At 43.5% G+C, this 25,000-nt stretch carries 21 protein-coding genes, 3 tRNA genes, 3 rRNA genes, 1 other RNA gene and 1 other annotated feature (1 of these 29 running past the window's edge); of the genes, 7 read left to right on the top strand and 21 right to left on the bottom strand.

All coding sequences use genetic code 11. The annotated features are described in order from the left end of the window. Positions 1-188: ribosomal RNA gene (locus AAEM60_RS00185) — 16S ribosomal RNA — on the bottom strand; it reaches 1,364 nt to the left of the window's first position. 351 nt (positions 189-539) lie between these two features. After that, positions 540-1,361: a hypothetical protein gene (locus AAEM60_RS00180; RefSeq protein WP_341357222.1), complete on the bottom strand. Its 822-nt coding sequence runs from the start codon at positions 1,359-1,361 to the stop codon at positions 540-542. A 727-nt stretch (positions 1,362-2,088) separates the two neighbouring features. On the opposite strand from AAEM60_RS00180, the gene AAEM60_RS00175 reads away from it, so the two are divergent. Next, on the top strand, positions 2,089-2,568 hold the full coding sequence (locus AAEM60_RS00175; RefSeq protein WP_299746980.1) for a PaaI family thioesterase: 480 nt from the start codon (positions 2,089-2,091) through the stop codon (positions 2,566-2,568). Positions 2,569-2,636: 68 nt separating this feature from the next. On the opposite strand, the gene AAEM60_RS00170 is transcribed toward AAEM60_RS00175, so the two are convergent. The 8 genes from AAEM60_RS00170 to tadA all read right to left on the bottom strand — a co-directional run bounded on the left by AAEM60_RS00170 (position 2,637) and on the right by tadA (position 8,145). After that, complete coding sequence (locus tag AAEM60_RS00170; protein ID WP_299746983.1) at positions 2,637-3,791, bottom strand: glycerate kinase; 1,155 nt, start codon at positions 3,789-3,791, stop codon at positions 2,637-2,639. 112 nt (positions 3,792-3,903) lie between these two features. After that, positions 3,904-4,167, bottom strand: a complete 264-nt coding sequence (locus AAEM60_RS00165) for a pro-sigmaK processing inhibitor BofA family protein (protein ID WP_044340676.1) — start codon at positions 4,165-4,167, stop codon at positions 3,904-3,906. Positions 4,168-4,229: 62 nt separating this feature from the next. After that, on the bottom strand, positions 4,230-4,448 hold the full coding sequence (locus tag AAEM60_RS00160) for a YaaL family protein (protein ID WP_044340677.1): 219 nt from the start codon (positions 4,446-4,448) through the stop codon (positions 4,230-4,232). Between the two features lie 17 nt (positions 4,449-4,465). Beyond that, the gene (gene recR / locus AAEM60_RS00155; RefSeq protein ID WP_044340678.1) at positions 4,466-5,062 is read right to left on the bottom strand and encodes a recombination mediator RecR; all 597 of its coding nucleotides are present in this window, start codon (positions 5,060-5,062) and stop codon (positions 4,466-4,468) included. 11 nt (positions 5,063-5,073) lie between these two features. Then, the gene (locus AAEM60_RS00150) at positions 5,074-5,397 is read right to left on the bottom strand and encodes a YbaB/EbfC family nucleoid-associated protein (protein ID WP_172655813.1); all 324 of its coding nucleotides are present in this window, start codon (positions 5,395-5,397) and stop codon (positions 5,074-5,076) included. Between the two features lie 29 nt (positions 5,398-5,426). Beyond that, positions 5,427-7,115 (bottom strand): DNA polymerase III subunit gamma/tau, encoded by a 1,689-nt coding sequence (dnaX, locus tag AAEM60_RS00145; RefSeq protein WP_299746994.1) that lies wholly within the window; start codon positions 7,113-7,115, stop codon positions 5,427-5,429. A gap of 173 nt (positions 7,116-7,288) precedes the next feature. Beyond that, an RNA gene (ffs, locus tag AAEM60_RS00140) (signal recognition particle sRNA large type) lies at positions 7,289-7,552 on the bottom strand. 98 nt (positions 7,553-7,650) lie between these two features. Then, positions 7,651-8,145: a tRNA adenosine(34) deaminase TadA gene (gene tadA, locus AAEM60_RS00135; protein ID WP_341357221.1), complete on the bottom strand. Its 495-nt coding sequence runs from the start codon at positions 8,143-8,145 to the stop codon at positions 7,651-7,653. An 83-nt stretch (positions 8,146-8,228) separates the two neighbouring features. Here tadA and AAEM60_RS00130 point away from each other — a divergent pair, with 83 nt between their 5' ends. From AAEM60_RS00130 to AAEM60_RS00110, 5 genes are all read left to right on the top strand, one after another. After that, entirely contained in the window at positions 8,229-8,768 is a 540-nt protein-coding gene (locus tag AAEM60_RS00130; RefSeq protein ID WP_299747001.1) for an isochorismatase family cysteine hydrolase, read from the top strand. Between the two features lie 77 nt (positions 8,769-8,845). Next, complete coding sequence (locus AAEM60_RS00125; protein WP_299747003.1) at positions 8,846-10,132, top strand: glycoside hydrolase family 18 protein; 1,287 nt, start codon at positions 8,846-8,848, stop codon at positions 10,130-10,132. A 241-nt stretch (positions 10,133-10,373) separates the two neighbouring features. After that, positions 10,374-11,030 carry a deoxynucleoside kinase gene (locus tag AAEM60_RS00120; RefSeq protein ID WP_299747006.1) on the top strand — a complete coding sequence of 219 codons (657 nt, stop codon included), beginning with the start codon at positions 10,374-10,376 and terminating at the stop codon, positions 11,028-11,030. After that, positions 11,014-11,682 carry a deoxynucleoside kinase gene (locus tag AAEM60_RS00115; RefSeq protein WP_044340684.1) on the top strand — a complete coding sequence of 223 codons (669 nt, stop codon included), beginning with the start codon at positions 11,014-11,016 and terminating at the stop codon, positions 11,680-11,682. Before AAEM60_RS00120 ends, AAEM60_RS00115 begins: the two co-directional genes overlap by 17 nt. 260 nt (positions 11,683-11,942) lie before the next feature. After that, positions 11,943-12,302 (top strand): hydrolase, encoded by a 360-nt coding sequence (locus AAEM60_RS00110; RefSeq protein WP_299747010.1) that lies wholly within the window; start codon positions 11,943-11,945, stop codon positions 12,300-12,302. A 94-nt stretch (positions 12,303-12,396) separates the two neighbouring features. On the opposite strand, the gene AAEM60_RS00105 is transcribed toward AAEM60_RS00110, so the two are convergent. The 6 genes from AAEM60_RS00105 to guaB all read right to left on the bottom strand — a co-directional run bounded on the left by AAEM60_RS00105 (position 12,397) and on the right by guaB (position 19,257). Further along, positions 12,397-12,489, bottom strand: a tRNA-Ser gene (locus tag AAEM60_RS00105). Positions 12,490-12,616: 127 nt separating this feature from the next. Next, positions 12,617-13,894 carry a serine--tRNA ligase gene (gene serS, locus AAEM60_RS00100; protein ID WP_299747013.1) on the bottom strand — a complete coding sequence of 426 codons (1,278 nt, stop codon included), beginning with the start codon at positions 13,892-13,894 and terminating at the stop codon, positions 12,617-12,619. Between the two features lie 48 nt (positions 13,895-13,942). Further along, positions 13,943-14,151: a binding site (T-box leader), on the bottom strand. 53 nt (positions 14,152-14,204) lie between these two features. Continuing rightward, positions 14,205-14,795 (bottom strand): pyridoxal 5'-phosphate synthase glutaminase subunit PdxT, encoded by a 591-nt coding sequence (gene pdxT, locus AAEM60_RS00095; protein WP_299747016.1) that lies wholly within the window; start codon positions 14,793-14,795, stop codon positions 14,205-14,207. An 11-nt stretch (positions 14,796-14,806) separates the two neighbouring features. Further along, positions 14,807-15,691: a pyridoxal 5'-phosphate synthase lyase subunit PdxS gene (gene pdxS, locus AAEM60_RS00090; RefSeq protein WP_299747018.1), complete on the bottom strand. Its 885-nt coding sequence runs from the start codon at positions 15,689-15,691 to the stop codon at positions 14,807-14,809. A 550-nt stretch (positions 15,692-16,241) separates the two neighbouring features. Then, the gene (locus AAEM60_RS00085) at positions 16,242-17,597 is read right to left on the bottom strand and encodes a D-alanyl-D-alanine carboxypeptidase family protein (RefSeq protein ID WP_341357220.1); all 1,356 of its coding nucleotides are present in this window, start codon (positions 17,595-17,597) and stop codon (positions 16,242-16,244) included. A 196-nt stretch (positions 17,598-17,793) separates the two neighbouring features. Continuing rightward, complete coding sequence (gene guaB / locus AAEM60_RS00080) at positions 17,794-19,257, bottom strand: IMP dehydrogenase (RefSeq protein WP_299747024.1); 1,464 nt, start codon at positions 19,255-19,257, stop codon at positions 17,794-17,796. 112 nt (positions 19,258-19,369) lie between these two features. On the opposite strand from guaB, the gene AAEM60_RS00075 reads away from it, so the two are divergent. After that, positions 19,370-20,305 carry a YaaC family protein gene (locus tag AAEM60_RS00075; RefSeq protein ID WP_299747027.1) on the top strand — a complete coding sequence of 312 codons (936 nt, stop codon included), beginning with the start codon at positions 19,370-19,372 and terminating at the stop codon, positions 20,303-20,305. Between the two features lie 39 nt (positions 20,306-20,344). On the opposite strand, the gene AAEM60_RS00070 is transcribed toward AAEM60_RS00075, so the two are convergent. The 5 genes from AAEM60_RS00070 to AAEM60_RS00050 form a co-directional block, all read right to left on the bottom strand. Next, a complete protein-coding gene (locus AAEM60_RS00070; RefSeq protein WP_299747029.1) occupies positions 20,345-20,830 on the bottom strand; it encodes a glutathione peroxidase in 486 nt (161 codons plus the stop codon). A gap of 670 nt (positions 20,831-21,500) precedes the next feature. Beyond that, positions 21,501-21,617: ribosomal RNA gene (gene rrf / locus AAEM60_RS00065) — 5S ribosomal RNA — on the bottom strand. Positions 21,618-21,721: 104 nt separating this feature from the next. Beyond that, positions 21,722-24,656: ribosomal RNA gene (locus AAEM60_RS00060) — 23S ribosomal RNA — on the bottom strand. 159 nt (positions 24,657-24,815) lie between these two features. Further along, positions 24,816-24,891 (bottom strand) — tRNA-Ala (locus tag AAEM60_RS00055). 14 nt (positions 24,892-24,905) lie between these two features. Then, positions 24,906-24,982: transfer RNA gene (locus AAEM60_RS00050), tRNA-Ile, on the bottom strand. Positions 24,983-25,000 lie beyond the last annotated feature (18 nt).

Genomic DNA, 25,000 nt, shown 5'->3' with positions numbered 1-25,000 from the left:
GGAAATGAGTTATCCGGTATTAGCCCCGGTTTCCCGGAGTTATCCCAGTCTTACAGGCAGGTTACCCACGTGTTACTCACCCGTCCGCCGCTGATTGATGGGAGCAAGCTCCCATCAATCCGCTCGACTTGCATGTATTAGGCACGCCGCCAGCGTTCGTCCTGAGCCAGGATCAAACTCTCCGATAAAAGTTTGAATAGCTCTTTACAAATAAATCTAGAATTAACGTTGACGTATTGTCTTGTTTTGTTCAGTTTTCAAGGTTCAATATAACGTTGGGCTCTCTTGAGCACCTCTTAAATATAACATTTTTCGTCATAAAGCGTCAAGCTTTTTTTGAAATTTGTTTTTCGCGTCGTTTTGACGACAAGGAATATAATAGCATCTTCTACTATTGAGAGTCAATACTATTTTTCACCTTTTACATATTTATTTCAGGGAGTGTTCCAGTTTATAAGATAAACTAGTCTAACTTAAATAATTTGAGATACAAACAGCACCTGCCCTCTACTAATGAACAGATGCTGTCGACTCAAATTTTAATCGGCTAATTGTATATACTTAAACGCTCTCTTAGGATAGATTCCATCTGCAAAAACCAGATTCCATACGAGTTCATGACCTCTTTTCCCTAAGCATGCCGTTAAGATCATCTCCGAATCTACTTTATTCCTAGGTATGCCATTCGTGAAATACGTGTAATGTGAATGCAGATCCAGAAGCTGAATCCCATCATCAACCATCTGCTTCACTCTGAATACTCCGTAAACTGTTTCTTCATATTCTTCCATTAATTCATCAAGGCGTTCCAAATCTTTCGTAAAGTCCCATTCAGGATTGTGAAAACCCGGATGATTTTTCAAGAAGAGCTCAGAGAAAAGCGTTTCATAATTCTTTAAGATTGGTAACGCCTCAGTAATGTAAGGAGCGACAATGTCGAGAAAGGTTGTATTGTGTCTTTTATCAAGCCACCGGACGAACTTTTTCAGTTGTAAGAGGAAATCTTGTGTGTGGTTTTTCTTGGGGACGACTTTCATGTGGTGTGGGAGATAGGCAAATATCAATTCTTCCCAAAAGGAAGGAAGACACTCTTTCCAGGAACGGGGCCAATCATCTTCTAAATGATCCGTCATATAGTAGGCAAAGTCAGTGAGGAACTGATTACGCTTTTTATTGGCCATCTGTTCACGTTTATAATCGATGAAGTCATTTCCATAATACTCTACTAATCCGCGCGACCTCAGATTGAATTCTCTGCCAATCTTGAATTTTTCCAGCATTTCGAGATGCTCGTCGGGATGATTGAATTCCTGTAACCATACTCTGATTTGAGGACTGTCTTGAATTAGTCTACTTTTCACTATTAAGACCACCAGCTTTCTGGATTTATTGTTGAAATGGAAAATAAAACAGGAAGGGAGGAGTGAGGTTAACCATATTATACCAATCACTATTAATAATGAAAAGTGTTTTTACCTTTATAATTGTAAAAGGCTCTTTTTGTAAAGTTTGTTGCTATTGGAGATAAGAAAGTAATAGTTGATTTCCGCTACAGGATGCTCGCTTTCCGCGGGGCTGGCGGTGAGCCTCCTCGGCTGCGCCTCCGGGGTCTCACCTGTCCAGCTATTCCCGCAGGAGTCGATCATCCTGCAGCGAGAATCAACTTTCTGAGCATGAATCCTTAATCGAAAACAATTAAAACAAGCTTTTTAGCAAACAATCTCTTTTAAGGTAAGTAGAGATTGATTGTCTTAATGAAGCAGAATTATTTTTTCTAGTTATTTTGTTTTCTGGTACACCTTGAAGCTCTGCACAAAGATCCTATTAAAGATGGTGAGGGGAACTGCGCAGACTCCTGTGGAAGTACGGGCGTGCCGAGACCCCGTTCGGCTAAGCTGAGGAGGCTCGGCCGAACGCTAGCTGCAAGCGGAGCAGTTCCCCTCACCATCCAGCACTCACTAATTGACAGAGCCTTGCAGAACTTATGTTAAAAACATAGAGATCATATATATCAATCCAATAAAGGGATTTCAGCACGTTTATAGAAGAGTACTAGAGAAAGAGTTTGTGTTGAAGGGAGAATATACAATGAACGAAGTCATTCGTGCCATCCAGGATGATTACCCAGATGATTTTGCGTGGTGTTATGGCTGCGGCCGACTCAATAAGGAAGGGCATCATTTTCGTACTGGAATGGAAGATGGTCACACGGTCACGATCTACACGCCTAAACCGGAACACACTGCTTTACCGGGCTTCGTATATGGCGGGTTGGTTGCTTCCTTAATCGATTGCCATGGCACTGGTTCAGCTGCGATTATTCTTCATAGAAAGAACGGTGGAGAAATCGGTGATGGTCAAGAGCCTCCACGTTTTGTCACCGCTTCCTTACAAGTGGATTTTATGAAACCGACACCTCATCATGTCCCATTAAAAGCAGTTGGTACGGTTCATGAAGTTCATCCTAAGAAATTCAGGGTGGAAACAGAAGTATTTGCGGAGGGGAAATTGTGTGCTCGTGGTGAAGTAGTAGCTGTTGTGATGCCAAAAACGTTTTTAAGTGAATAGTGTAAAAACAGCAAGTGCCCGTCCCCCTCCACCCCGGAAGGAAGGACGGGCACTATTAATATACAAAATTAAACTGGTTTGTTTCTCATCTCGGCAAATAATTCATATGTCCTCATCAACCTTGAAGCCGATTCTTCCAACAAAATGCTTCCGCTTGTCATTGCAACTCTTAAAGACATAGGCTGACTAACGATCGGAAGCAGTAACTGTATACCTTCAGCATAAATTTGCTCTAAATCCCCTTCTATTTTCCCTGCAAACACAGCTACCGGAACTTCATACTTTAAAGCTAATCTCCCGATGCCTACGGGTACCTTTCCATAGAGGGACTGTGCATCGATCTTCCCTTCCCCAGTCAAAACGAGTGCCGCATCTTTCAAGTGATACTCCAGGCAGCTCTCTTCTGCAATAATACTTAATCCGCTCTTAAAAACTGGTTGAAAAAAGGAGTGAAGGGAGTAACCAAGCCCACCGGCAGCTCCACTTCCTTGATCGAGGCGGCAATCCAGTCCCGTATGTTCAACTACCTTTTCAGCAAAGTGTTCCATGCCTCTTTCAAAGTCTGCAAGTTTCTCATGTTTGACACCCTTCTGCGGTCCGAACACGGTCACAGCCCCTTCATTCCCTAACAGAGGGTTCGTTACGTCTGAAGCGACTGTCCACTTAACGGCCTGAAGCCTTTGGTCGAGTTTAGTGGAGTCAATCGAGTCAATTTTCCCCAGCATGCTTCCTCCAGCTTCGAGTTCTTGTCCTTTCTTATTGAAAAAACGGATTCCTAACGCTTGCAGGAACCCTGCCCCTCCATCTACGGTTGCACTCCCTCCTAACCCAAGAATAACGTGCTCTGCTCCAAGGTCTAAAACGGATTTCACAAGCTCACCGGTCCCGAATGTAGAGGCCACGCCCGGGTTCAACTCACTTTCTGTTAACAAAGTAAGCCCGGATGCTGCTGCCGTTTCAATTACGGCTGTCTTTGTTTCAGATACCCACCCAAAAGCTGCTGAGATTTTACGTCCCAGGGGATCTCTCGCTTGAACCGATCGTGTTTCCCCATTCATGATGGTCATCATGGCATCAACCGTTCCTTCACCACCATCTGCCATCGGGATCATGACTGTTTGGTGTGTAGGATTAATACGGTGAATCCCTCTCCGAATCGCTTCGGCCGCTGCTTTACTTGTCATGGAACCTTTAAAGGAATCCGGTGCAATGACGATTTTCATAGTTCTCCCGCCTCCTCTGTCTTTTCTATGTAAAAAAGCAGCCAAGATCAGAGGTAAGAAAAAATCCCACCTGATACTTCGACTGCCTTTCTTCTTACTATTCTATTGATCCTTATAGGATCCACATCTGAATGACGGTTAGTCCCACTACTCCGGGAATACCTAAAATCCCTGAAATAGATGAGGTTGCTAAATTAATAGGAACGTGGATTCCGTACTGACTGCCAAAGGCGTTCAGGAAAAATAAAAAGAGTGCTCCGATCATGACCTTCATGGCAACTTGTCCGACAAACCGAAGTGGCTTGATGGGTGTGCCGGTGGCCAATAGAAGTACAATCAGTCCGCTGATCACCGCAATGACGATAACTGGGCTCATACCCTTCTCTCCTCTCAACATAGAACATAAATAGTCTCTTATTGAAAGGATATGAGGGTTGTCTACCTTTTTATGACGATCTTTCTATGTTTTGCTTCTCTAAAGAGAAAAAAATATTTAGCTTCTGCTATTTTCGAATGACAGTGGATGTTCAGATTATAATCCACACTCATCTCATCGATGGAACGTTGCTGATTCCAATGATCCTTGGTTTCGTCTAAAACGTGTAGTAAGGATTGGTCATACTCTTTTTTCAGCTTTCCTTTTTTTCGGAAAAACATAGGTATCCTCTCCTTCGTTAAACGTCTCTTCTTCCTTCAAGAGCTTTCGATAACGTTACTTCATCTGCGTACTCAAGATCTCCACCGACAGGAAGACCATGGGCAATCCTCGTGATTCGGATACCTGATGGTTTGACGAGACGTGAGATGTACATTGCTGTCGCTTCCCCTTCTATGTTCGGGTTGGTAGCGAGGATGACCTCCTGGACCTCGTCACCGTGAAGACGCTTTATCAGATCCGGAACATTGATGTCCTCGGGTCCAATCCCATCCATTGGGGAGATGGCTCCGTGGAGCACATGATATTGTCCGTTATATTCTTTCATCTTCTCCATTGCAATGACATCTTTGGGATCTTGAACCACACAGATGATGCTGCGATCTCTTCTTTGGTCCTCACATATATAACATGGATCTTGGTCGGTGATGTGACCGCAAACGGAACAGTAACTTAGATTACGCTTTGCATTGACCAATGCCTTGGCAAAATCAAGGACAGTATCTTCTTTCATACTAAGAACAAAAAAAGCCAGTCGGGCCGCAGTTTTCGGCCCGATTCCCGGCAATTTCATAAAGCTGTCGATCAGCTTCGATATAGGCTCAGGATAATGCATCGTATTGCCTCCTAGAACATTCCCGGTAGGTTCATTCCTTTAGTGAATTGACCCATAGTTGAGTTCGTTAATTCGTCTGCTTTCTTCAGTGCATCGTTTGTCGCTGCAAGGACTAAATCTTGTAGCATTTCTACATCATCCGGATCAACAGCTTCTTCGTTGATCTTTACATCGATTACTTGTTTGTGACCGGAAACGATAACAGTCACCATTCCGCCGCCAGCTGTTCCTTCAATTTGCTTTTCCCCTAATTCTTCTTGTGCTTCCGCCATTTTCTTTTGCATCTTTTGCATTTGCTTCATCATATTTTGCATATTACCATTTCCACGCATCATATTATTACCTCCAGTTAATTTTTTCTAGATTAATCGTTTAATTCTATTAAATCCATACCGACAAGCTTTTCAGCTTCCTTCAAGAGTGAGTCTTCACCTTGATCCTCACCAGATGATTCTCCATCTTCTGATTTAGAGTTTCGGATAAAGTCTTCTCTTATGGACATCCACTGATCTTCAGGAATCCCAATCGCTGCATAGCTGTTTCCTGTAAGCTCTTCCAGTATGGAAGCAATCGCTGAAGTGAAAGCTTGATTCTCCATTGCCATCTGACAATGAATATCGTATTTAAATTTTAACACAAATGAGCCGTTTGTAGCTGCTACAGGTTCAGCATCATTTAACAGTGCTGATTGTGAGCGCATTTGACGCTGGTTCAATGTTTCGACCATATCTCCCCAGCGGCTCTTGATCAGATTGAGATCTTCTTTCGTCGCCGTCCGGAGTACTTCCTGAATTTTTCCCGTAGGAGCCCGGAAGCCTTTCTTTGCCCTGATCGGTTTTTTCGCCGGTTGTGAAGCCGGCTCTGCTTGAACCTTGACTCCATTCGCCTTCAGCTGTTCAACCTCTTTTTCAAGAAGTTTGATCTTTTTCATCATATCGTTCACTTCAGGTGAGGAAGCCGCTGCCGGTGCTTCCATTTGACAAAGCTTAACAATGGAAACCTCGAGGTAGATACGGGCATGATTGGTGAACTTCATTTCCTGACCGGCCTGATTCAAGACATCGATATATTGATAAATCTGCTGAGCCTGGGTTTGTCCGGCTAATTCTTTAAAATCATCATCGAGCATGACACGTTCCAGTGATTCTTCAAGATTAGGAGCCGTCTGGTATAGCAGCATATCCCGAAAATAAAGGATAAAGTCCTCTGCGAACCTTGCCGGGTCCTTACCTTGGAACAACAGTTCTTCCAGCGCACTTAATCCACTTGTGACATCTCTTTCCAAAATCGCTTTCGCAAGGGTGTTTAAATAGCCTTGAGAAACAGCCCCTGTTACAGTCAAGGCATCGTCTACCGTTACCTGATCCTGACTAAAGGAGATAGCTTGGTCGAGAAGACTTAGGGCATCACGCATTCCACCCTCAGCTGCCCTTGCGATAATCGTTAGGGCATTTTCTTCATAATTCACACCTGATTCTGTGGCAATATGACTCATTCGTCCCACAATATCCCTGGCTGTAATTCGTTTGAAGTCAAAACGCTGACAGCGTGAAATGATCGTAAGGGGAATCTTATGCGGCTCTGTAGTCGCCAGGATAAAGATGACGTGCTTAGGCGGTTCCTCTAAGGTTTTCAGCAGCGCATTAAATGCTCCGATAGACAGCATATGAACTTCATCTATGATGTAGACTTTATACTCGACTACGTTTGGAGAATATTTGACTTTATCCCGTATGTCCCGGATCTCTTCCACCCCGTTATTGGAAGCAGCATCGATTTCAATGACATCCGGGATCGAACCGTCGGTAATTCCTTTACAGGCATCACATTCATTACAGGGTTCGGCTACAGGAGAACGCTCACAGTTAACTGCTTTCGCCAGAATCTTCGCTGCACTCGTTTTCCCTGTTCCCCTTGGTCCGGAGAATAAATAGGCATGAGAAATCTTCTGATGAAGGAGGGCATTTTGCAACGTTTTCGTTACATGCTGCTGTCCAACTACATCAATAAATGACTGAGGACGCCACACACGATATAAAGCTTGATATGCCAAAATACTCCCCCCTCTTGTTTTATGTACTATAGTGTCTATTATAACGTAATTTAAATCCCTTTTACAAAGAAAACCGGAGATCAATTCAGGATGACCTCTTTTGTCTATAAAACCCTTTTACATACAAAAAACTCACCCGATAAAGGATGAGTTGTTGTTTATTTATTAAACTGCCGTGCACCTTTCGTCGACAAGCATCCATAGGCGTTACTCAAGCAGTTAGCTCGGCCCAGGCAACCCTGCGGCACATGGGAGCTTCCACTTAATGCTGCTTCCTTCCGGACCTGACATGGTTCATGGATTCCCATTGCGCAGGACCCAGGCGTCAACACCACTTACTTGAGGCAGCCCTACAGAGTGCGAGCCTCGGAAAGGAATTCGGTCTCGCTAGAGCGGATTGCGAGTACAGGGCACCGCTACCTCCCCACCTAGCACGGCAAAATTGATACCATATTTAGTTGCGTCATTAGTGCGACGCAAGATTAAGTATACTAGGATTTACGGTAAAAAGCAATGATGGAATGCTGTAAGTTATTTACAATCCAGAAGTCCTATTTTTCTTCTCCTGCTTCTTCCGCTCTCGCAGGTCCTTAAAAAAACGGGAAAGGATTCCACCACATTCTTCCGACAGCACTCCTGGTACTACTTCACACTGATGATTAAATCGATCATCCACAAGTAGATTCATTAACGTTCCCGCACAGCCTGCCTTTGGGTCTTTTGCCCCGTAAATGACTTTCTCAATTCTGGAAAGGATGATGGCTCCACTGCACATAGGACACGGTTCAAGTGTGACATAAAGCTCTGCGCCCTCAAGCCTCCAAGTGCCAAACTTCTCACATGCCTCTTGAATAGCTAATGTCTCGGCATGGGTGATGGCATTTTGACTCGTTTCTCTCAGATTGTGAGCACGGGCGATGATTTCATTACCCATTACAATGACCGCTCCGATCGGGACTTCCTGAATCGCTGCCGCTTTTTCCGCTTCTTTTAGTGCTTCCATCATAAATCGTTCTTCTCTTATACCCATTATATACTCCCGCAAATTTATTTATCTATTCTTTATAAAATATCCCCATTCACTCCAAACTATAAGAGAAAGGGGCTTTCAACATGATACCTAAAGATACCGCTCTTCTTGTTATAGACATTATGAATCCATTCGACTTCGAACACGGTCACACACTGGCGAGCCATACCAGCAATATTGTTGAACCGATTAACTCATTACGTCACTATTGTACCAAACATCAGCATCCTACCATTTATATTAACGACCATTATGAGCTTTGGAAAGCAGATTACAAAGAGATCTATAAGAAATGCCATAATGAAGTCAGCGATAGCATCATGACGCCGCTCCAGCCGACGGATAAAGATTTTTTTCTCATTAAACCTAAACATTCCGCTTTTTATGGTACTGCTTTAAATACACTATTGCATCACCTGTCTGTAAAAAATCTTATCATCACGGGTATTGCAGGAAACATCTGTGTACTCTTTACAGCAAACGATGCTTATATGAGAGAGTTTAACCTCATTGTGCCCTCTGATGCCATTGCGTCAGTCAGTGATGAAGATAATCACTATGCGTTAACGATGATGAAAAACGTATTAAAAGCAAGGATAGAACCGACCGGTGAGATCTTATAAAATTCACTCAAAAAACATATCCACCTCTTTCATTTCATAAGTTGAATATAGTGAATGAAATATAGGAGGGTCTGTTTATGCAAATTCATGTTGTCCAATCAAACCAATCATTATTTGGTATCGCTCAAGCGTATGGATCAACAGTTAAGGATATAGTAGACGCCAATGAACTGCCAAACCCTGATAACTTAGTGATTGGCCAATCATTGGTTATCCCTATTATAGGAAGTTTTTATTTTGTGCAACCAGGGGATAGTCTTTGGGCGATCAGCCAGAAGACAGGTGTCCCCTATCAGGAGCTGGCAAGAGTGAACGGAATTTCTCCCAATCAACCTTTGCAGGTAGGGTTTCGATTATATATTCCACAGAAGCCTAAAGTAAGGGCTGAATTTAATGGGTATGTTGAACCCTACGGAAAAGAAGTGGCCCCAAACCTGGAAGAAAGCGCGAAAGAAGCAGCTCCTTATCTCACCTACCTGGCTCCATTCAGCTTCCAAGCCAAACGGGATGGAACACTGCAGGAACCACCCCTTGGAAATTTGCTTCAAACAGGGAAAGATAATAATAATGTGTTAATGATGGCCATCACCAATCAAGAAGAAGGAACGTTCAGTGATGAACTTGGGCGAATCCTGCTAACCGACCAGGCAATCCAGAATAAATTCCTCGATAATGTTGTCCAAACCGCCAAGAAATATGGCTTCAGGGACATTCACTTCGACTTCGAATATTTACGTCCACAGGACAAAGAAGCCTACAACCAATTTTTACGAAAAGCAAAGCAGCGGTTCAATCAAGAAGGATGGCTGCTTTCAACCGCCCTGGCTCCCAAGACCAGTGCCGATCAAAAAGGAAAGTGGTATGAAGCACATGATTATAAAGCTCACGGTGAAATCGTCGACTTCGTCGTGATCATGACCTATGAGTGGGGGTATAGCGGTGGTCCAGCCATGGCCGTTTCCCCTATCGGACCTGTTCGGGAAGTGCTTGAATACGCCATTTCAGAAATGCCTCCATCCAAGATTCTCATGGGGCAAAATTTATATGGATATGACTGGACCCTCCCTTTTGTACAAGGAAGTACAGCGAAAGCCATCAGTCCACAACAGGCAATCAAGATTGCCGCCGACAATAACGTCCCGATTCAGTATGATCAAAAAGCACAGGCCCCTTTCTTTAAATACCGGGATGCAAGCACCGGAAAAGATCATGAAGTATGGTTTGAAGATGCCCGGAGCATCCAAGCGAAATTTGATCTCATGAAAGAGTTAAAATTAAGGGGAATGAGCTATTGGAAGCTCGGGCTCTCCTTCCCTCAGAACTGGTTGTTAATATCCGACAATTTCAATGTTGTAAAAAGATAATAAATAATAAAAGCTGACGGACAGGTGAATCTATAAACACCTGTCCATCAGCTTTTTGTTTGTCTTTTCCTTAATAGTTGGCCACTTAAAGTCGATATAGTGAACGTAGCATAATTTCAAAATCCTTGGAAATAACCTAAACAAACCATCCATCTATTGTGTTACAATAATTCCTGTCGTAATTTTTTATTTTTATTTTTTCACACAAGAAAAGATTGCCGTAATATGAGGAGGAAAATTAATGGGGCGCATTCCTTTCATTACCGTTGAAGGTCCGATTGGAATAGGAAAAACCTCTCTTGCAAAAGCAATTTCTGAGCACTTTCATTTCCACTTACTAAAAGAAATTGTGGATGAAAACCCGTTCTTAGATAAATTCTATGATGACATCGAAGAGTGGAGCTTTCAAACAGAGATGTTTTTCTTATGCAATCGTTACAAACAGCTAGAGGATATTGAAAAACACTACCTATCTCAAAACAAATCTGTTGTAGCAGATTATCATATTCTTAAAAACATCATCTTTGCTAAGCGTACATTGAAGGATGAACAGCAGTTCAAAAAATATCACAATATTTATGAGATCCTAACGTCGGATATGCCGAGGCCCAATGTTGTGATCTACTTGAACGCAAGTCTTGATACCCTTTTAAAGCGCATTGAAAAAAGAGGAAGAGACTTTGAAAAGAAAATCAGCCCTCTTTATCTAAAGCAGCTATCGTTAGATTATGAAGAATACATGAATACATTCGAAGAAACTCACCCTGATATCCCTGTTCTTCGCTACAATGGCGACCACATAGACTTCGTTCAAAATAAAGAGGACCTGGAACACATTCTCACTCAATTAGAGACTACACTAAAAAAAGGAGTTCACTATCATGAATCTTCGCACTAAATACGGGATCCCGAACAATGCCGTGATTACCATTGCGGGTACAGTCGGCGTCGGTAAATCCACTATGACAAACGGCTTGGCCAATGCCTTGGGTTTCCGAACGTCATTTGAAAAAGTTGATACCAATCCGTACCTCGATAAATTTTATCAGGACTTTAAAAGCTGGAGCTTCCACCTTCAAGTTTACTTCTTAGCAGAACGCTTCAAAGAACAAAAGAAAATCTTTGAATACGGTGGAGGCTTTATTCAAGACCGTTCCATCTATGAAGATACAGGCATCTTTGCCCGCATGCATTATGAAAAAGGGAATATGAGCGAAATCGATTATGAAACCTATACAAGCCTTTTCGATGCCATGGTCATGACACCATACTTCCCTCACCCTGATCTTCTGATCTACCTTGAAGGATCCATTGATAATGTCGTTGATCGCATCCGTGAGCGCGGCCGCCCAATGGAACAACAAACACCTGTTGCCTACTGGGAAGAAATGCATGAGCGTTACGAAAACTGGATCAACTCATTTAACGCCTGTCCAGTACTCAGACTGGACATCAGCGAATACGACCTGGTGAACGATCAAAACTCAATCGAACCAATCGTTGAACGAATCGGGTATTTCATTGAACAGACGAGAATGCTGAAGAGCTAAACGATAAGCGGAGGCGCCTTGGCCTGGCCCGACAAGCATAAGACGAGCCTTCCGGAAAGGCGGCTTTTTGGATGGCTTGTCTTATGACCTCGAGGGACTAGGCGCCGAAACTGGATCAGAATATAGAAAAAAAGACTACTCTGTGCTTTGCGGCAGGAGTAGTCTTTTTTTATGGTGGCCGGAAAACATCCATCCGTTTATTTCCAACCAAAAAGAGGTATATGTACAAACAAACAGATTTATAAGGAGTTGGATTAATCATGGAATCGAAACGAACTTATTTTGTAGATATAAGCAGCGGGGATATCCTGCAGGATCCGAATCAAAATGCCAGTCCAAGCTTTCGCATATTCGCTACCCCAACCGAAGTGAACGAGCTTAAAATGCTCTTTAACGATAACTATGATGATGACATGTCGACCATGAGACGGGCTCAGGTTCCTTTCCGCCAATATCACAATTCACCAGAGGACGATCAATATGATCAATCGATGAAAAACATTTATTCAATGATCTTTAAGCTGGGTGACGTAGAAGCACGGAAACATATTACAGAAATAGGTGTACTTGGCCATACTTCCGATCCTCACCTAAGAGAGGACATCGAAAACCTTAAGTAAACGGTCATATGTATAAATAAAAAAAATTCGTTACATATAATATGTAACGAATTCTATCTCCAATGTTTATGCGCTATGGTTATAAAAAAATCAATGGAGGAGGAAGGGGGATTCGAACCCCCGCGGGCTGTTACACCCCTGTCGGTTTTCAAGACCGATCCCTTCAGCCGGACTTGGGTATTCCTCCGTATCGACAAGAACTATAATACCATGGTGTACAAATAGAGTCAAGCATATTTCCGAAAAAAATTCAAAAGGTGCTTCACAATAATTCGTGAGGCACCTTTTGTTTGTCTTCCATCTTCAGTTTTGTCTTATCCTTTAATGACTTCTGCTCCACCCATATATGGACGAAGTACTTCTGGAACCACGACTGACCCATCTTCTTGTTGATAGTTTTCTAAGATAGCGGCAACCGTACGTCCGATTGCCAAGCCAGATCCATTCAATGTATGAACATGTTCAGGTTTCCCTTTAGCTTCTCTTCTGAAACGAATGTTCGCTCGTCTTGCCTGGAAGCTTTCAAAGTTACTGCAAGAAGAAATCTCACGGTAAGTTCCGTAGCTTGGAATCCATACTTCAATGTCATACTTCTTGGCAGCCGTGAAACCTAAGTCCGCTGTACACATAGATAGCACTCGATATGGCAGACCTAGTAGCTGAAGGACTTTTTCAGCATGACCTGTCAACTTCTCAAGCTCATCATAAGAATCTTCAGGCTTCACAAAGCGAACAAGCTCTACTTTGTTGAACTGATGCTGACGGATCAAACCACGTGTATCACGGCCTGCAGAACCCGCTTCAGAACGGAAGTTTGCACTGTACGCTACATAGCTTACAGGTAACTCCTCACCCTTCATGATCTCATCGCGGTGATAATTGGTTACAGGTACTTCTGCTGTAGGAACCAGGAAATAATCCTCGCTTTCTATTCTAAACGCATCTTCTTCAAATTTAGGAAGTTGACCTGTTCCTGTCATACTCGCTCGATTCACCAGGAATGGAGGGATCATTTCTGTATATCCATGCTCATCCATGTGCAGATCCATCATGAAGTTAATCAAGGCTCTTTCTAGTCTTGCTCCTAACCCTTTATAAAAAACAAAGCGGCTTCCGGTCACCTTCCCGGCTCGTTCGAAATCCAGGATCCCGAGGCCTGTTGCAATGTCCCAGTGAGGCTGTGCCTCAAAATCGAACTCACGGATCTCTCCCCATTTGCGGGCCTCTATATTATCATCCTCAGTTTCACCAACTGGTACAGTTTCATGTGGAATGTTAGGGATGGAAAGCAGGATGCGCTCTAACTCCTCTTCAATTCCTCGTAATTCATCATCCAGTTTTTTCACCATGGCCCCGACTTCACGCATTTCAACAATCAGGTCCTGAGCATCCTTTTTCTCTTTCTTTAGCTGGGCAATTTGCTGTGATACGTCATTACGTTTGCTTTTTAATTCTTCACTTTCCACAAGCAGCTCTCTTCTTCTTTTATCAAGCTCTTCGAATTTACCGAAATCCTCCAGGTTCTCACCGCGATGTTGTAGACGGGCTTTTACATCTTCCAGATTGTTACGTAAATACTTAATGTCTAACATGAGATTCTCTCCTTTTTTATAAAAAAATAAAAAACCCCCATCCCTGGTAAAAGGGACGGAGGTTTCCGCGTTGCCACCCTAATTGAAGACGCAGAGCATCTTCCTCTTAAGAGATGGTAACGGAATCACCGAAAATACCTACTTCATTCAGTACTTCACTCAAGGATGGATTCATAAAGCTCTTGCGTCGATTCTCACCAGCCACCGACTCTCTAAAGCAAGCCTTCTTTACTACTATTTCCTATCAACGATTTAATTTTTTATTGGTTATTTCATAATCTACTACAATGTTTTCCATTTTGCAATAAAATTATGCGATTGTTTTTTCCATGCTTTCTTTCACCATCTCAACAAAGAAGGAAGTTAAACGGTGATCATCCGTTAACTCTGGATGGAAAGAACAACCGAGGAATTGTCCGTGTCTAGCAAGGACAATTCGACCATTATGCTTTGCGAGGATTTCAACATCTTCTCCCGCTTCCACGATATGAGGGGCACGGATGAAAACGGCATTGAACCCTTCTCCAACATGAGCAATCGAAAGATCCGCTTCAAAGCTTTCTTTCTGACGACCGAAGGAATTACGCTCGACCGTTACGTCCATCACACCTAAATGAGGTTCCTCATACCCGACAATATGCTTCGCTAAGAGAATCAGTCCCGCACACGTCCCGAAGATCGGTTTGCCATTTGCAGCAAATTGTCTCAACGGCTCCATAAAGCCGTATCGATCAATCAGCCTTCTCATGGTCGTACTTTCCCCGCCTGGCATGATCAGACCTTGAATCTCTTCCAGCTGTTCTACACGCTTAATGACGATTGCCTTGGCACCAGAAGCTTCGATTGAACGAACATGCTCTCTGACGGCACCTTGAAGTCCTAATACACCGATGTTCAACATAGAATCACACCTTACCATCCACGATCTTGCATACGGTTTTCAGGTAAGATAGAAGAAATTTCTACTCCCTTCATTGCTACACCAAGCTCTTTTGATAGCTCTGCGATTAACTTGTAATCTTGATAATGAGTAGTCGCTTCTACAATAGCTCTTGCAAATTTCTCAGGGTTTTCTGATTTGAAGATACCAGAACCCACGAATACTCCGTCAGCTCCTAATTCCATCATAAGAGCCGCATCAGCTGGTGTTGCAATTCCGCCTGCAGCAAAGTTTACAACAGGTAAACGGCCGTTTTCTTTAATTTCTAACAATAATTCGTATGGAGCTCCCAGTAACTTCGCTTCTGTCATGATCTCGTCTTCATTCATGCTCACAAGCTTGCGTACTTGAGCATTTACCTTACGCATATGACGAACCGCTTCAACGATGTTACCTGTTCCAGGCTCACCCTTTGTACGCAGCATAGATGCACCTTCACCAATACGGCGGGCAGCTTCACCTAAATCACGGCACCCACATACGAATGGAACAGTGAAATCTCTTTTATTTAAATGATACTCTTCATCAGCTGGCGTCAATACTTCACTCTCGTCAAGATAATCAACACCCATTGATTCAAGAACTCTTGCCTCTACAATATGACCAATACGAGCCTTCGCCATTACTGGAATCGACACAGCGCCCATAACTTCTTCAATAATACGAGGGTCTGCCATTCTTGCTACCCCACCTGCAGCACGGATGTCTGCTGGAACTCGTTCTAAAGCCATTACTGCAACTGCACCCGCAGCTTCAGCAACTTTTGCCTGCTCTGCATTCACAACGTCCATAATAACGCCGCCTTTTTGCATTTCAGCCATACCTCTTTTAACACGATCTGTACCAGTCTTCATCATATCTATATCCCCCTTATATTTATCCCATGCCTGTCCCATTTCCATCCAAAAAAGGAAGAAAACGCGACTAAAACAATCGGAATGATTATGTAACCCTACTGCTAAATAAACAATAAAAAAAGACTTATGTCAAGACGAAAAGCGGAAGCGGCTTGGTCAGGCCCGACAAGCATAAGATGAATCGACCGGAAAGGCGCTCTTTGCTTTTTTGGTCGATTTAGCTTATGACCTCGAGGGACTAGCCGCTATAGCTGGACATCTCGAAAAGCGGAAGGGCTTTGCCCAGAGGCGACAAGCATAAGACGAACATGCCGGAAAGGCGTTCTTTGCCTTTTTGGCATGTTTGGCTTATGACCTCGAGCCTCTAAGCCCTGGAGCTGGACAAGACGAAAAGCGGAAGCGGCTTGGTCAGGACTTGCATGTATTTCTTGGGAACTTCTAAAGGTGCTCTTAGGAAAATGCCTCTTTATCACCCTGCCTATAAAAAAACACCAAGACTTGTCCTAATGTAAAAGTCTTGGTGCTGAATGAATCATTTCCTAAGGGGGTATTAGAACCAGCCTTTAACCGTTGATGTAACCGAGTTCCAGATGTCCCCGAAGAAACCACCTACAGCTCTCATTGAAAGGACAAACCAGTTTGCTTTTTCAACCCCATCTACAGCAACAACAGATGCTTTAGAAGCATTGGTACCTTTATCTGTAAGGTAGCCTAAATCTTTTTTATCTTTTGATTCTAACGTAACATATCCAACTTTTTCTCCTTTTTTAACTGGAGCTGTCAGTTCACTATCATCGTTCAGCTTTTTCTTATCTACTACAAATTTCGGTTTATATTGATCTTCTTCACCGTTCTTGATCACCATGCTCAATGAAGAATCCGTTTTGATTTGAACTTCTTTTTCTTTCCCTTTTTCAACCGGAAGTGTCTTTTGACCTTTTACTTGGTAGTCAGCAGGGAGTACTTCCTCTATTGTATAATTGTTAAAGGCATAGTCCATCATTTTTCTTGTTTCACTAAAGCGGGCATCATAGGAGTTTTCACCAGCTGGAACTTCAACGTCCATTACAACCGTAATGAATCTCATTCCGTCCCGTTCTGCTGTTCCTGTGAAGTTGGCACCCGCAAAATCAGTCGTACCTGTTTTCAGTCCGTCCATTCCTTCGTATTCGCGGATCAGCCCCGGTAACATCCAGTTCCAGTTATCCATTTGAGTGGGGTCATCCGTTCCTTCCGCAAATACCTTCTTCGCAATACTGGATGTCTCAAGTACCTCCGGATAATCATGCAGCAAGCGATACGCGAGTGTTGCTACATCCTTTGCAGACATCACATTTTCTTCTTCCGGACCACCTACCACCTTTTCTACATAAGGTGCCAAGTCTTTATTGTTTAAACCCGTAGAATTCACAAATTTATATTCTTCCAGACCAAGTTCTTTAGCCTTTGCATTCATCATTTTAACGAAGTTCGCTTCTGAGCCGGCAATCGTTTCAGTAATCGCTATCGTCGCTGCATTAGCTGAATAAATCGCCATTGCTTCATACAACTCTTTAATGGTATAAGTACTTTCTACTTCAAGACTAACATTACTGAGACCAGTATTATGGGACATTTGAGAAAGGTTCGCAGGTACCGTATACTTCTGGTCCCATTTCACTTTACCTTCTTCAATTGCTTCCAGTAACAAGTACTCTGTCATCATTTTCGTCATACTTGCAATGCCTTGAGCATTTTCTGAGTTCTTTTCATAAAGAATTTTGCCAGTGCTGGCTTCTACTAGAATCGCAGCTTTTGCGTTAACGTCCAAGTCTCCTTGAGCATTTGCAGGTCTCCCTACAATACCCATTGCCATCATTAAAACCATCATACAAACAAAAGATTTTTGAATCCAACTTCTTTTCACTTTTAGCCCTCCAAGATTTTATGTACACCTTCGTTATTTTATCATAGTTCGAAAGGTAAGAATAGACAGAGAATATGACTAGTTTTGGCATGGGTCAAGGGACTTGCGACCTCTGATAAAAGGCGGTAAATATCATTTTTATACAAATTAAAAAATGCTGATCAGGAGTATCTGATCAGCATTTGGAATTATTTTCTTATAATGAATAATTCGGTGCTTCTTTCGTAATTTGAACATCATGAGGATGACTTTCTCGAAGTCCGGCACCCGTCATTTTAATGAACTGTGCCTGCTCCCTTAACTCGTATAGGTCCTTCGTTCCGCAGTATCCCATGCCTGAACGTAAGCCTCCGATTAGCTGATACAATGTATCTGCTAAAGGACCTTTGTAAGGGATGCGGCCTTCGATACCTTCTGGAACGAACTTTTTATTTTCTTCCTGGAAATAGCGATCCTTCGATCCTTTTTCCATGGAGCTGACTGATCCCATACCTCTATATACTTTGAAACGACGTCCTTGGAAGATTTCCGTTTCGCCTGGGCTCTCAGATGTACCTGCAAGTAAGCTTCCTAACATAACGGCATGTCCACCTGCTGCCAGAGCTTTTACGATATCACCTGAATACTTGATGCCGCCATCAGCAATGATGCTCTTTCCGTGCTTTCTTGCTTCTGTCGCACAATCATATACAGCGGTAATTTGTGGAACGCCGACACCTGCAACGACGCGAGTCGTACAGATTGAACCAGGTCCAATCCCCACTTTGACTACATCAGCACCAGCTTCAATCAATTCTCTTGTCGCATCTGCCGTTGCCACATTTCCTGCTACGATATTTAACGTTGGATAAGCATCGCGGATTTCACGAACAATAGAAAGAACTCCTGCTGAATGGCCGTGAGCTGTATCAATTACAATGACATCCACATGTGCTTTCACTAGGTGTTCAACACGAGTCATCGTATCTTTCGAAATACCGACAGCTGCTCCCACTAATAATCGTCCTTGATCATCTTTAGCAGAGTTGGGGAATTCAATTACTTTTTCAATATCTTTGATCGTAATTAATCCCTTAAGTGTCCCTTCCTGATCAATCAGAGGAAGCTTCTCAATTTTGTACTGCTGAAGAATTTTTTCCGCTTCTTCTAGGGTAGTGCCAACAGGAGCTGTAACGAGATTTTCCTTCGTCATGACATCCGAGATTTGAATGGAATAATCCTGGATGAAACGAAGGTCACGATTCGTTAAAATCCCTACCAGCTTTTGCTCTTGTTCGTTGTTCACAATCGGAACACCGGAAATTCTATATTTGCCCATCAAGTGTTCTGCAGAAAAGACTTGATGATCCGGAGTTAAAAAGAACGGATCTGAGATAACTCCACTTTCGGAACGTTTTACTTTATCAACCTGTTCAGCCTGCTGTTCAATACTCATATTTTTGTGGATAATACCAAGTCCACCTTGTCGAGCCATTGCTATCGCCATTTCAGCTTCTGTTACAGTATCCATTCCTGCACTAATCACAGGAACATTCAATTTTATTGAATCTGTCAACTCAACAGAAATATTTACATCCTTTGGTAATACCTCTGATTTGGCTGGTAATAATAGTACATCATCAAACGTTAAACCTTCTTTAGCAAATTTAGAATCCCACATGTTTTCGGCCTCCCTAGTCCCAAAATATTATTAGTAGGTTATCAATTGGTTAAAATACTGTCAAGATGAATAGGATTAATTTAATTTTTCAGAATAATTAGAAGGTGATCACTTGAACGAATTACGTCAACACTGGGACTTCATCCACTATTTTCAGTCAGCAGAATACTCCCAGAAGTTTCTAAGAAAATGCTATGAACAAATGGGGTCTTCTCAAGCTGAAACGAAAAGCTATGATAACTGTTATCCATTCATGTACTACTTGGAGCAAGGCGAACTTTATTACAGACAAGCTACGCAATCTCCTATATCACTCAAACCTATTTTGCTTTTCTACGGATATATTCATTTTATAAAAGCGATTGTTTTAACAGAAGATCCCTTATACCCAGAAACAACCACGGTCCTGGCCCATGGGATTACATCCAGGAAAAGAAAAAAGCAGCAGTACCGTTTTTTACAAGATGAAGTTAAGGTGCAGAAAAATGGTCTATTTTCACACTTTTCCAACCTGGTGTTTCACGTGAAACATATCGTGGGGGAAAAATACAAGATGGAAGATTTACTCGTACAAATACCCGAGCTTGAAGAAGCATTTCATGTATTGCTCAAAAAGAAAACCATGTTCTGGTTCAATCAACAACATGAGCTGATCATTGATGAGACATTACTATCTTACTTTCATATGTCAGAAAGCTTACTTAAACAGTATCTGAATGAAAAGGTGACAGAGGAATTCACCTGGAACTCGGACAATTCGTTACAAGCACCAAATGTCCAAGAGCATCTTCCCTTTAGATGGCATTTCAACAAAAACAAACTAGCTCTTCCCGGGATTCGGAATGAAGCCACTACTATACCTGAAGTTCTCATCCATTATGCCATACTATACAACCTAAGCATGATTGCCCGATACGAAACAGAATGGTGGGTGGAACTTTTAAAAAACCGAACCAATGAAGACTATCCTATTATCAACACATTCATCAATGTCACAACAGAAAAAGCACCATACCTTTTACTTAAATTACTCATGGATAAAATGTAGGAAAAAGAGGAAGGATGACGGGCTGCCTCTCCTCTTTCTCTATTGTTCTTGAAGTAACTTCTTAATGTCCCCCTCGATTTTGCGTGGATTGGTTTGCGGAGAATAGCGATCATAAACTTCACCATTTTTCCCGACTAAAAATTTAGTGAAATTCCACTTAATGTTCGAAAGAAGGACACCCTTCTTCTCTTTCGTTAAAAACGTGAATAGAGGATGAGCTTCCTTCCCCTTCACATCGACCTTCGCAAACATCGGAAAAGATACCCCGTAATTCACCTGACAAAACTCCATGATCTCATCCTGATCATTAAACTCCTGGTTCATGAACTGATCACATGGAAATCCAAGGACAACAAGTCCTTCATCCTTATACTCTTCATACAGGCCCTGCAGCTCCTCAAATTGAGGTGTAAAGCCACACTTACTGGCAGTGTTCACGATAAGCATTACTTTCCCCTGGTACTCTTCTAGAGACGTTACAGATCCATTCGCTCTTTTTACGGTGAAATCATAAATTGTCGTCATGTTCTTCTCTCCTCGTATATACTCTTATTTAAATAATACTTTAGAGAGTTGGTGGATAGCAATTTTGAGCATGTGATGATGGAGGTTTGTGGTTGTTTGAGATACAGTGGGTAGGTGAGGTGTTGGGTGTTTGGTGTTGGGTTGTCGGACGTAGGATATCTAATAGAATTATTAAATTGAATAGTTGATGGAAAATAGGATTTATATACAAATAATTAAGGATGATTTGGAGTAACATTGCATTTGCTGGCCACCAGGAAAGATTTCGAGGATATCGTGTCTCTCAAAATGAAGTTTTATATGTAATAAGCACTAATAAATGTTCCTATCTATCTAAAAATTCTTCTTTATATTAACGAAGACTATTTTAGGGTGGTAGATATCAATATTTTCATAGATATAGAGGCGGGTTAAGCTTGAAGCTGTATGTTAATTGCGTCGATTTTTCATTTTATGCGTCGTTTTTGAATGTTATTGCGTCGAATTCATCCCTTTATGCATATTTTTCCATTTTCTAACATAAAAACTATACCAGGGTAGTGTACTAACCCCTTTCTTCATTCCTAATACCACCTGTATGAAAGATAGATGCCTGATTCACCTTCCAATAACATTTCAGACAAAAAAACAAAAAAAGAGTAACCACTAAGAGCTACTCTTTTTCATATTTGCCTGGCGACGTCCTACTCTCACAGGGGGAGATCCCCCAACTACCATCGGCGCTGAAGAGCTTAACTTCCGTGTTCGGCATGGGAACGGGTGTGACCTCTTCGCCATTGTCACCAGACGAATTATTCAATTGAAGGATTGTTCCTTCAAAACTAGATAAAGAATTGATGTCAAGAAAACCAAGTATCGACCAATCGTTGTTCATTTAAAAAATGACTCTTTGTGGTTAAGTCCTCGATCGATTAGTATCAGTCAACTCCACATGTCGCCATGCTTCCATCTCTGACCTATCTACCTAGTCATCTTCTAGGGATCTTACTCACATACGTGATGGGAAATCTCATCTCGAGGGGGGCTTCATGCTTAGATGCTTTCAGCACTTATCCCTTCCGCACATAGCTACCCAGCGATGCCTTTGGCAAGACAACTGGTACACCAGCGGTGCGTCCATCCCGGTCCTCTCGTACTAAGGACAGCTCCTCTCAAATTTCCTGCGCCCACGACGGATAGGGACCGAACTGTCTCACGACGTTCTGAACCCAGCTCGCGTACCGCTTTAATGGGCGAACAGCCCAACCCTTGGGACCGACTACAGCCCCAGGATGCGATGAGCCGACATCGAGGTGCCAAACCTCCCCGTCGATGTGGACTCTTGGGGGAGATAAGCCTGTTATCCCCGGGGTAGCTTTTATCCGTTGAGCGATGGCCCTTCCATGCGGAACCACCGGATCACTAAGCCCGACTTTCGTCCCTGCTCGACTTGTAGGTCTCGCAGTCAAGCTCCCTTGTGCCTTTACACTCTGCGAATGATTTCCAACCATTCTGAGGGAACCTTTGGGCGCCTCCGTTACTCTTTAGGAGGCGACCGCCCCAGTCAAACTGCCCACCTGACACTGTCTCCCACCCCGATAAGGGGCGCGGGTTAGAATTTCAATACAGCCAGGGTAGTATCCCACCGATGCCTCCACCGAAGCTGGCGCTCCGGCTTCCAAGGCTCCTACCTATCCTGTACAAGCTGTACCAAAATTCAATATCAGGCTACAGTAAAGCTCCACGGGGTCTTTCCGTCCTGTCGCGGGTAACCTGCATCTTCACAGGTACTATAATTTCACCGAGTCTCTCGTTGAGACAGTGCCCAGATCGTTACGCCTTTCGTGCGGGTCGGAACTTACCCGACAAGGAATTTCGCTACCTTAGGACCGTTATAGTTACGGCCGCCGTTTACTGGGGCTTCGATTCGCACCTTCGCTTGCGCTAAGCACTCCTCTTAACCTTCCAGCACCGGGCAGGCGTCAGCCCCTATACTTCGCCTTACGGCTTCGCAGAGACCTGTGTTTTTGCTAAACAGTCGCCTGGGCCTATTCACTGCGGCTCTCTCGGGCTTGCACCCTACCAGAGCACCCCTTCTCCCGAAGTTACGGGGTCATTTTGCCGAGTTCCTTAACGAGAGTTCTCTCGCTCACCTTAGGATTCTCTCCTCGCCTACCTGTGTCGGTTTGCGGTACGGGCACCTTTTTCCTCGCTAGAGGCTTTTCTTGGCAGTGTGGAATCAGGAACTTCGCTACTATAATTCGCTCGCTATCACAGCTCAGCCTTCACGATGATGGGATTTGCCTCATCATCAGCCTAACTGCTTAGACGCACATATCCAGCAGTGCGCTTACCCTATCCTCCTGCGTCCCCCCATTGCTCAAACGGAAAAGAGGTGGTACAGGAATATCAACCTGTTGTCCATCGTCTACGCCTATCGGCCTCGACTTAGGTCCCGACTAACCCTGAGCGGACGAGCCTTCCTCAGGAAACCTTAGGCATTCGGTGGATGGGATTCTCACCCATCTTTCGCTACTCATACCGGCATTCTCACTTCTAAGCACTCCACCAGTCCTTACGGTCTAGCTTCGCAGTCCTTAGAACGCTCTCCTACCACTGACACCTAAAGGTGTCAATCCACAGCTTCGGTGATACGTTTAGCCCCGGTACATTTTCGGCGCAGAGTCACTCGACCAGTGAGCTATTACGCACTCTTTAAATGGTGGCTGCTTCTAAGCCAACATCCTGGTTGTCTAAGCAACTCCACATCCTTTTCCACTTAACGTATACTTTGGGACCTTAGCTGGTGGTCTGGGCTGTTTCCCTTTCGACTACGGATCTTATCACTCGCAGTCTGACTCCCATGGATAAGTCTTTGGCATTCGGAGTTTGTCTGAATTCGGTAACCCGATGAGGGCCCCTAGTCCAAACAGTGCTCTACCTCCAAGACTCTTACACATGAGGCTAGCCCTAAAGCTATTTCGGAGAGAACCAGCTATCTCCAAGTTCGATTGGAATTTCTCCGCTACCCACACCTCATCCCCGCACTTTTCAACGTGCGTGGGTTCGGACCTCCATTCAGTGTTACCTGAACTTCATCCTGGACATGGGTAGATCACCTGGTTTCGGGTCTACGACCACATACTCATTCGCCCTATTCAGACTCGCTTTCGCTGCGGCTCCGTCTCATCGACTTAACCTTGCATGGGATCGTAACTCGCCGGTTCATTCTACAAAAGGCACGCCATCACCCGTTAACGGGCTCTGACTACTTGTAGGCACACGGTTTCAGGTTCTATTTCACTCCCCTTCCGGGGTGCTTTTCACCTTTCCCTCACGGTACTGGTTCACTATCGGTCACTAGGGAGTATTTAGCCTTGGGAGATGGTCCTCCCAGCTTCCGACGGGATTTCACGTGTCCCGCCGTACTCAGGATCCACTCAAGAGAGAATGAAGTTTCAACTACAGGGTTGTTACCTTCTTTGACGAGCCTTTCCAGACTTCTTCGTCTACTTCATTCCTTTGTAACTCCGTATAGAGTGTCCTACAACCCCAAGAGGCAAGCCTCTTGGTTTGGGCTACATCCCGTTTCGCTCGCCGCTACTCAGGGAATCGCAATTGCTTTCTCTTCCTCCAGGTACTTAGATGTTTCAGTTCCCTGGGTCTGCCTTCCATACTCTATGTATTCAAGTAAGGATATTGTTCCATTACGAACAATGGGTTCCCCCATTCGGAAATCTCTGGATCAAAGCTCACTTACAGCTCCCCAAAGCATATCGGTGTTAGTCCCGTCCTTCGTCGGCTCCTAGTGCCAAGGCATCCACCGTGCGCCCTTCATAACTTAACCGAATTGGTTGTTACATCAGGTTTAAAACCTAAAATGGCGATACTCGGTAATTTCTTGACTATCAATTTATCTTTATCTAGTTTTCAAAGAACAAACCATGATCTCGAAAGAGATTGTATGGATGTTTATTTTACTCCGCTTACGCTTCGTAAAAAAACTTGGTGGAGCCTAGCGGGATCGAACCGCTGACCTCCTGCGTGCAAAGCAGGCGCTCTCCCAGCTGAGCTAAGGCCCCAAGTGAGTCGAATATGGTGGGCCTAAGTGGACTCGAACCACCGACCTCACGCTTATCAGGCGTGCGCTCTAACCAGCTGAGCTATAGGCCCATATTCCATAAAAATGAA

It is taken from the genome of Rossellomorea sp. y25 (assembly GCF_038049935.1).
Classification (GTDB): Bacteria; Bacillota; Bacilli; order Bacillales; family Bacillaceae_B; genus Rossellomorea.
Note: the sequence above shows the minus strand (reverse complement) of the source record. Positions and strands in the feature narration are given on the sequence as shown.

Excerpts from the sequence above, each read along its gene's own strand:
- AAEM60_RS00125 (WP_299747003.1), top strand. The coding sequence starts at position 8,846 with ATGCAAATTCATGTTGTCCAATCAAACCAATCATTATTTGGTATCGCT.
- pdxS (WP_299747018.1), bottom strand. The coding sequence starts at position 15,691 with ATGATGAAGACTGGTACAGATCGTGTTAAAAGAGGTATGGCTGAAATG.
- recR (WP_044340678.1), bottom strand. The coding sequence starts at position 5,062 with ATGCATTATCCTGAGCCTATATCGAAGCTGATCGACAGCTTTATGAAA.
- tadA (WP_341357221.1), bottom strand. The coding sequence starts at position 8,145 with ATGGGTATAAGAGAAGAACGATTTATGATGGAAGCACTAAAAGAAGCG.
- pdxT (WP_299747016.1), bottom strand. The coding sequence starts at position 14,795 with ATGTTGAACATCGGTGTATTAGGACTTCAAGGTGCCGTCAGAGAGCAT.
- AAEM60_RS00115 (WP_044340684.1), top strand. The coding sequence starts at position 11,014 with ATGAATCTTCGCACTAAATACGGGATCCCGAACAATGCCGTGATTACC.
- guaB (WP_299747024.1), bottom strand. The coding sequence starts at position 19,257 with ATGTGGGATTCTAAATTTGCTAAAGAAGGTTTAACGTTTGATGATGTA.
- AAEM60_RS00070 (WP_299747029.1), bottom strand. The coding sequence starts at position 20,830 with ATGACGACAATTTATGATTTCACCGTAAAAAGAGCGAATGGATCTGTA.
- AAEM60_RS00165 (WP_044340676.1), bottom strand. The coding sequence starts at position 4,167 with ATGAGCCCAGTTATCGTCATTGCGGTGATCAGCGGACTGATTGTACTT.
- AAEM60_RS00130 (WP_299747001.1), top strand. The coding sequence starts at position 8,229 with ATGATACCTAAAGATACCGCTCTTCTTGTTATAGACATTATGAATCCA.
- AAEM60_RS00110 (WP_299747010.1), top strand. The coding sequence starts at position 11,943 with ATGGAATCGAAACGAACTTATTTTGTAGATATAAGCAGCGGGGATATC.
- serS (WP_299747013.1), bottom strand. The coding sequence starts at position 13,894 with ATGTTAGACATTAAGTATTTACGTAACAATCTGGAAGATGTAAAAGCC.
- AAEM60_RS00170 (WP_299746983.1), bottom strand. The coding sequence starts at position 3,791 with ATGAAAATCGTCATTGCACCGGATTCCTTTAAAGGTTCCATGACAAGT.
- AAEM60_RS00160 (WP_044340677.1), bottom strand. The coding sequence starts at position 4,448 with ATGTTTTTCCGAAAAAAAGGAAAGCTGAAAAAAGAGTATGACCAATCC.
- AAEM60_RS00175 (WP_299746980.1), top strand. The coding sequence starts at position 2,089 with ATGAACGAAGTCATTCGTGCCATCCAGGATGATTACCCAGATGATTTT.
- AAEM60_RS00150 (WP_172655813.1), bottom strand. The coding sequence starts at position 5,397 with ATGATGCGTGGAAATGGTAATATGCAAAATATGATGAAGCAAATGCAA.
- AAEM60_RS00120 (WP_299747006.1), top strand. The coding sequence starts at position 10,374 with ATGGGGCGCATTCCTTTCATTACCGTTGAAGGTCCGATTGGAATAGGA.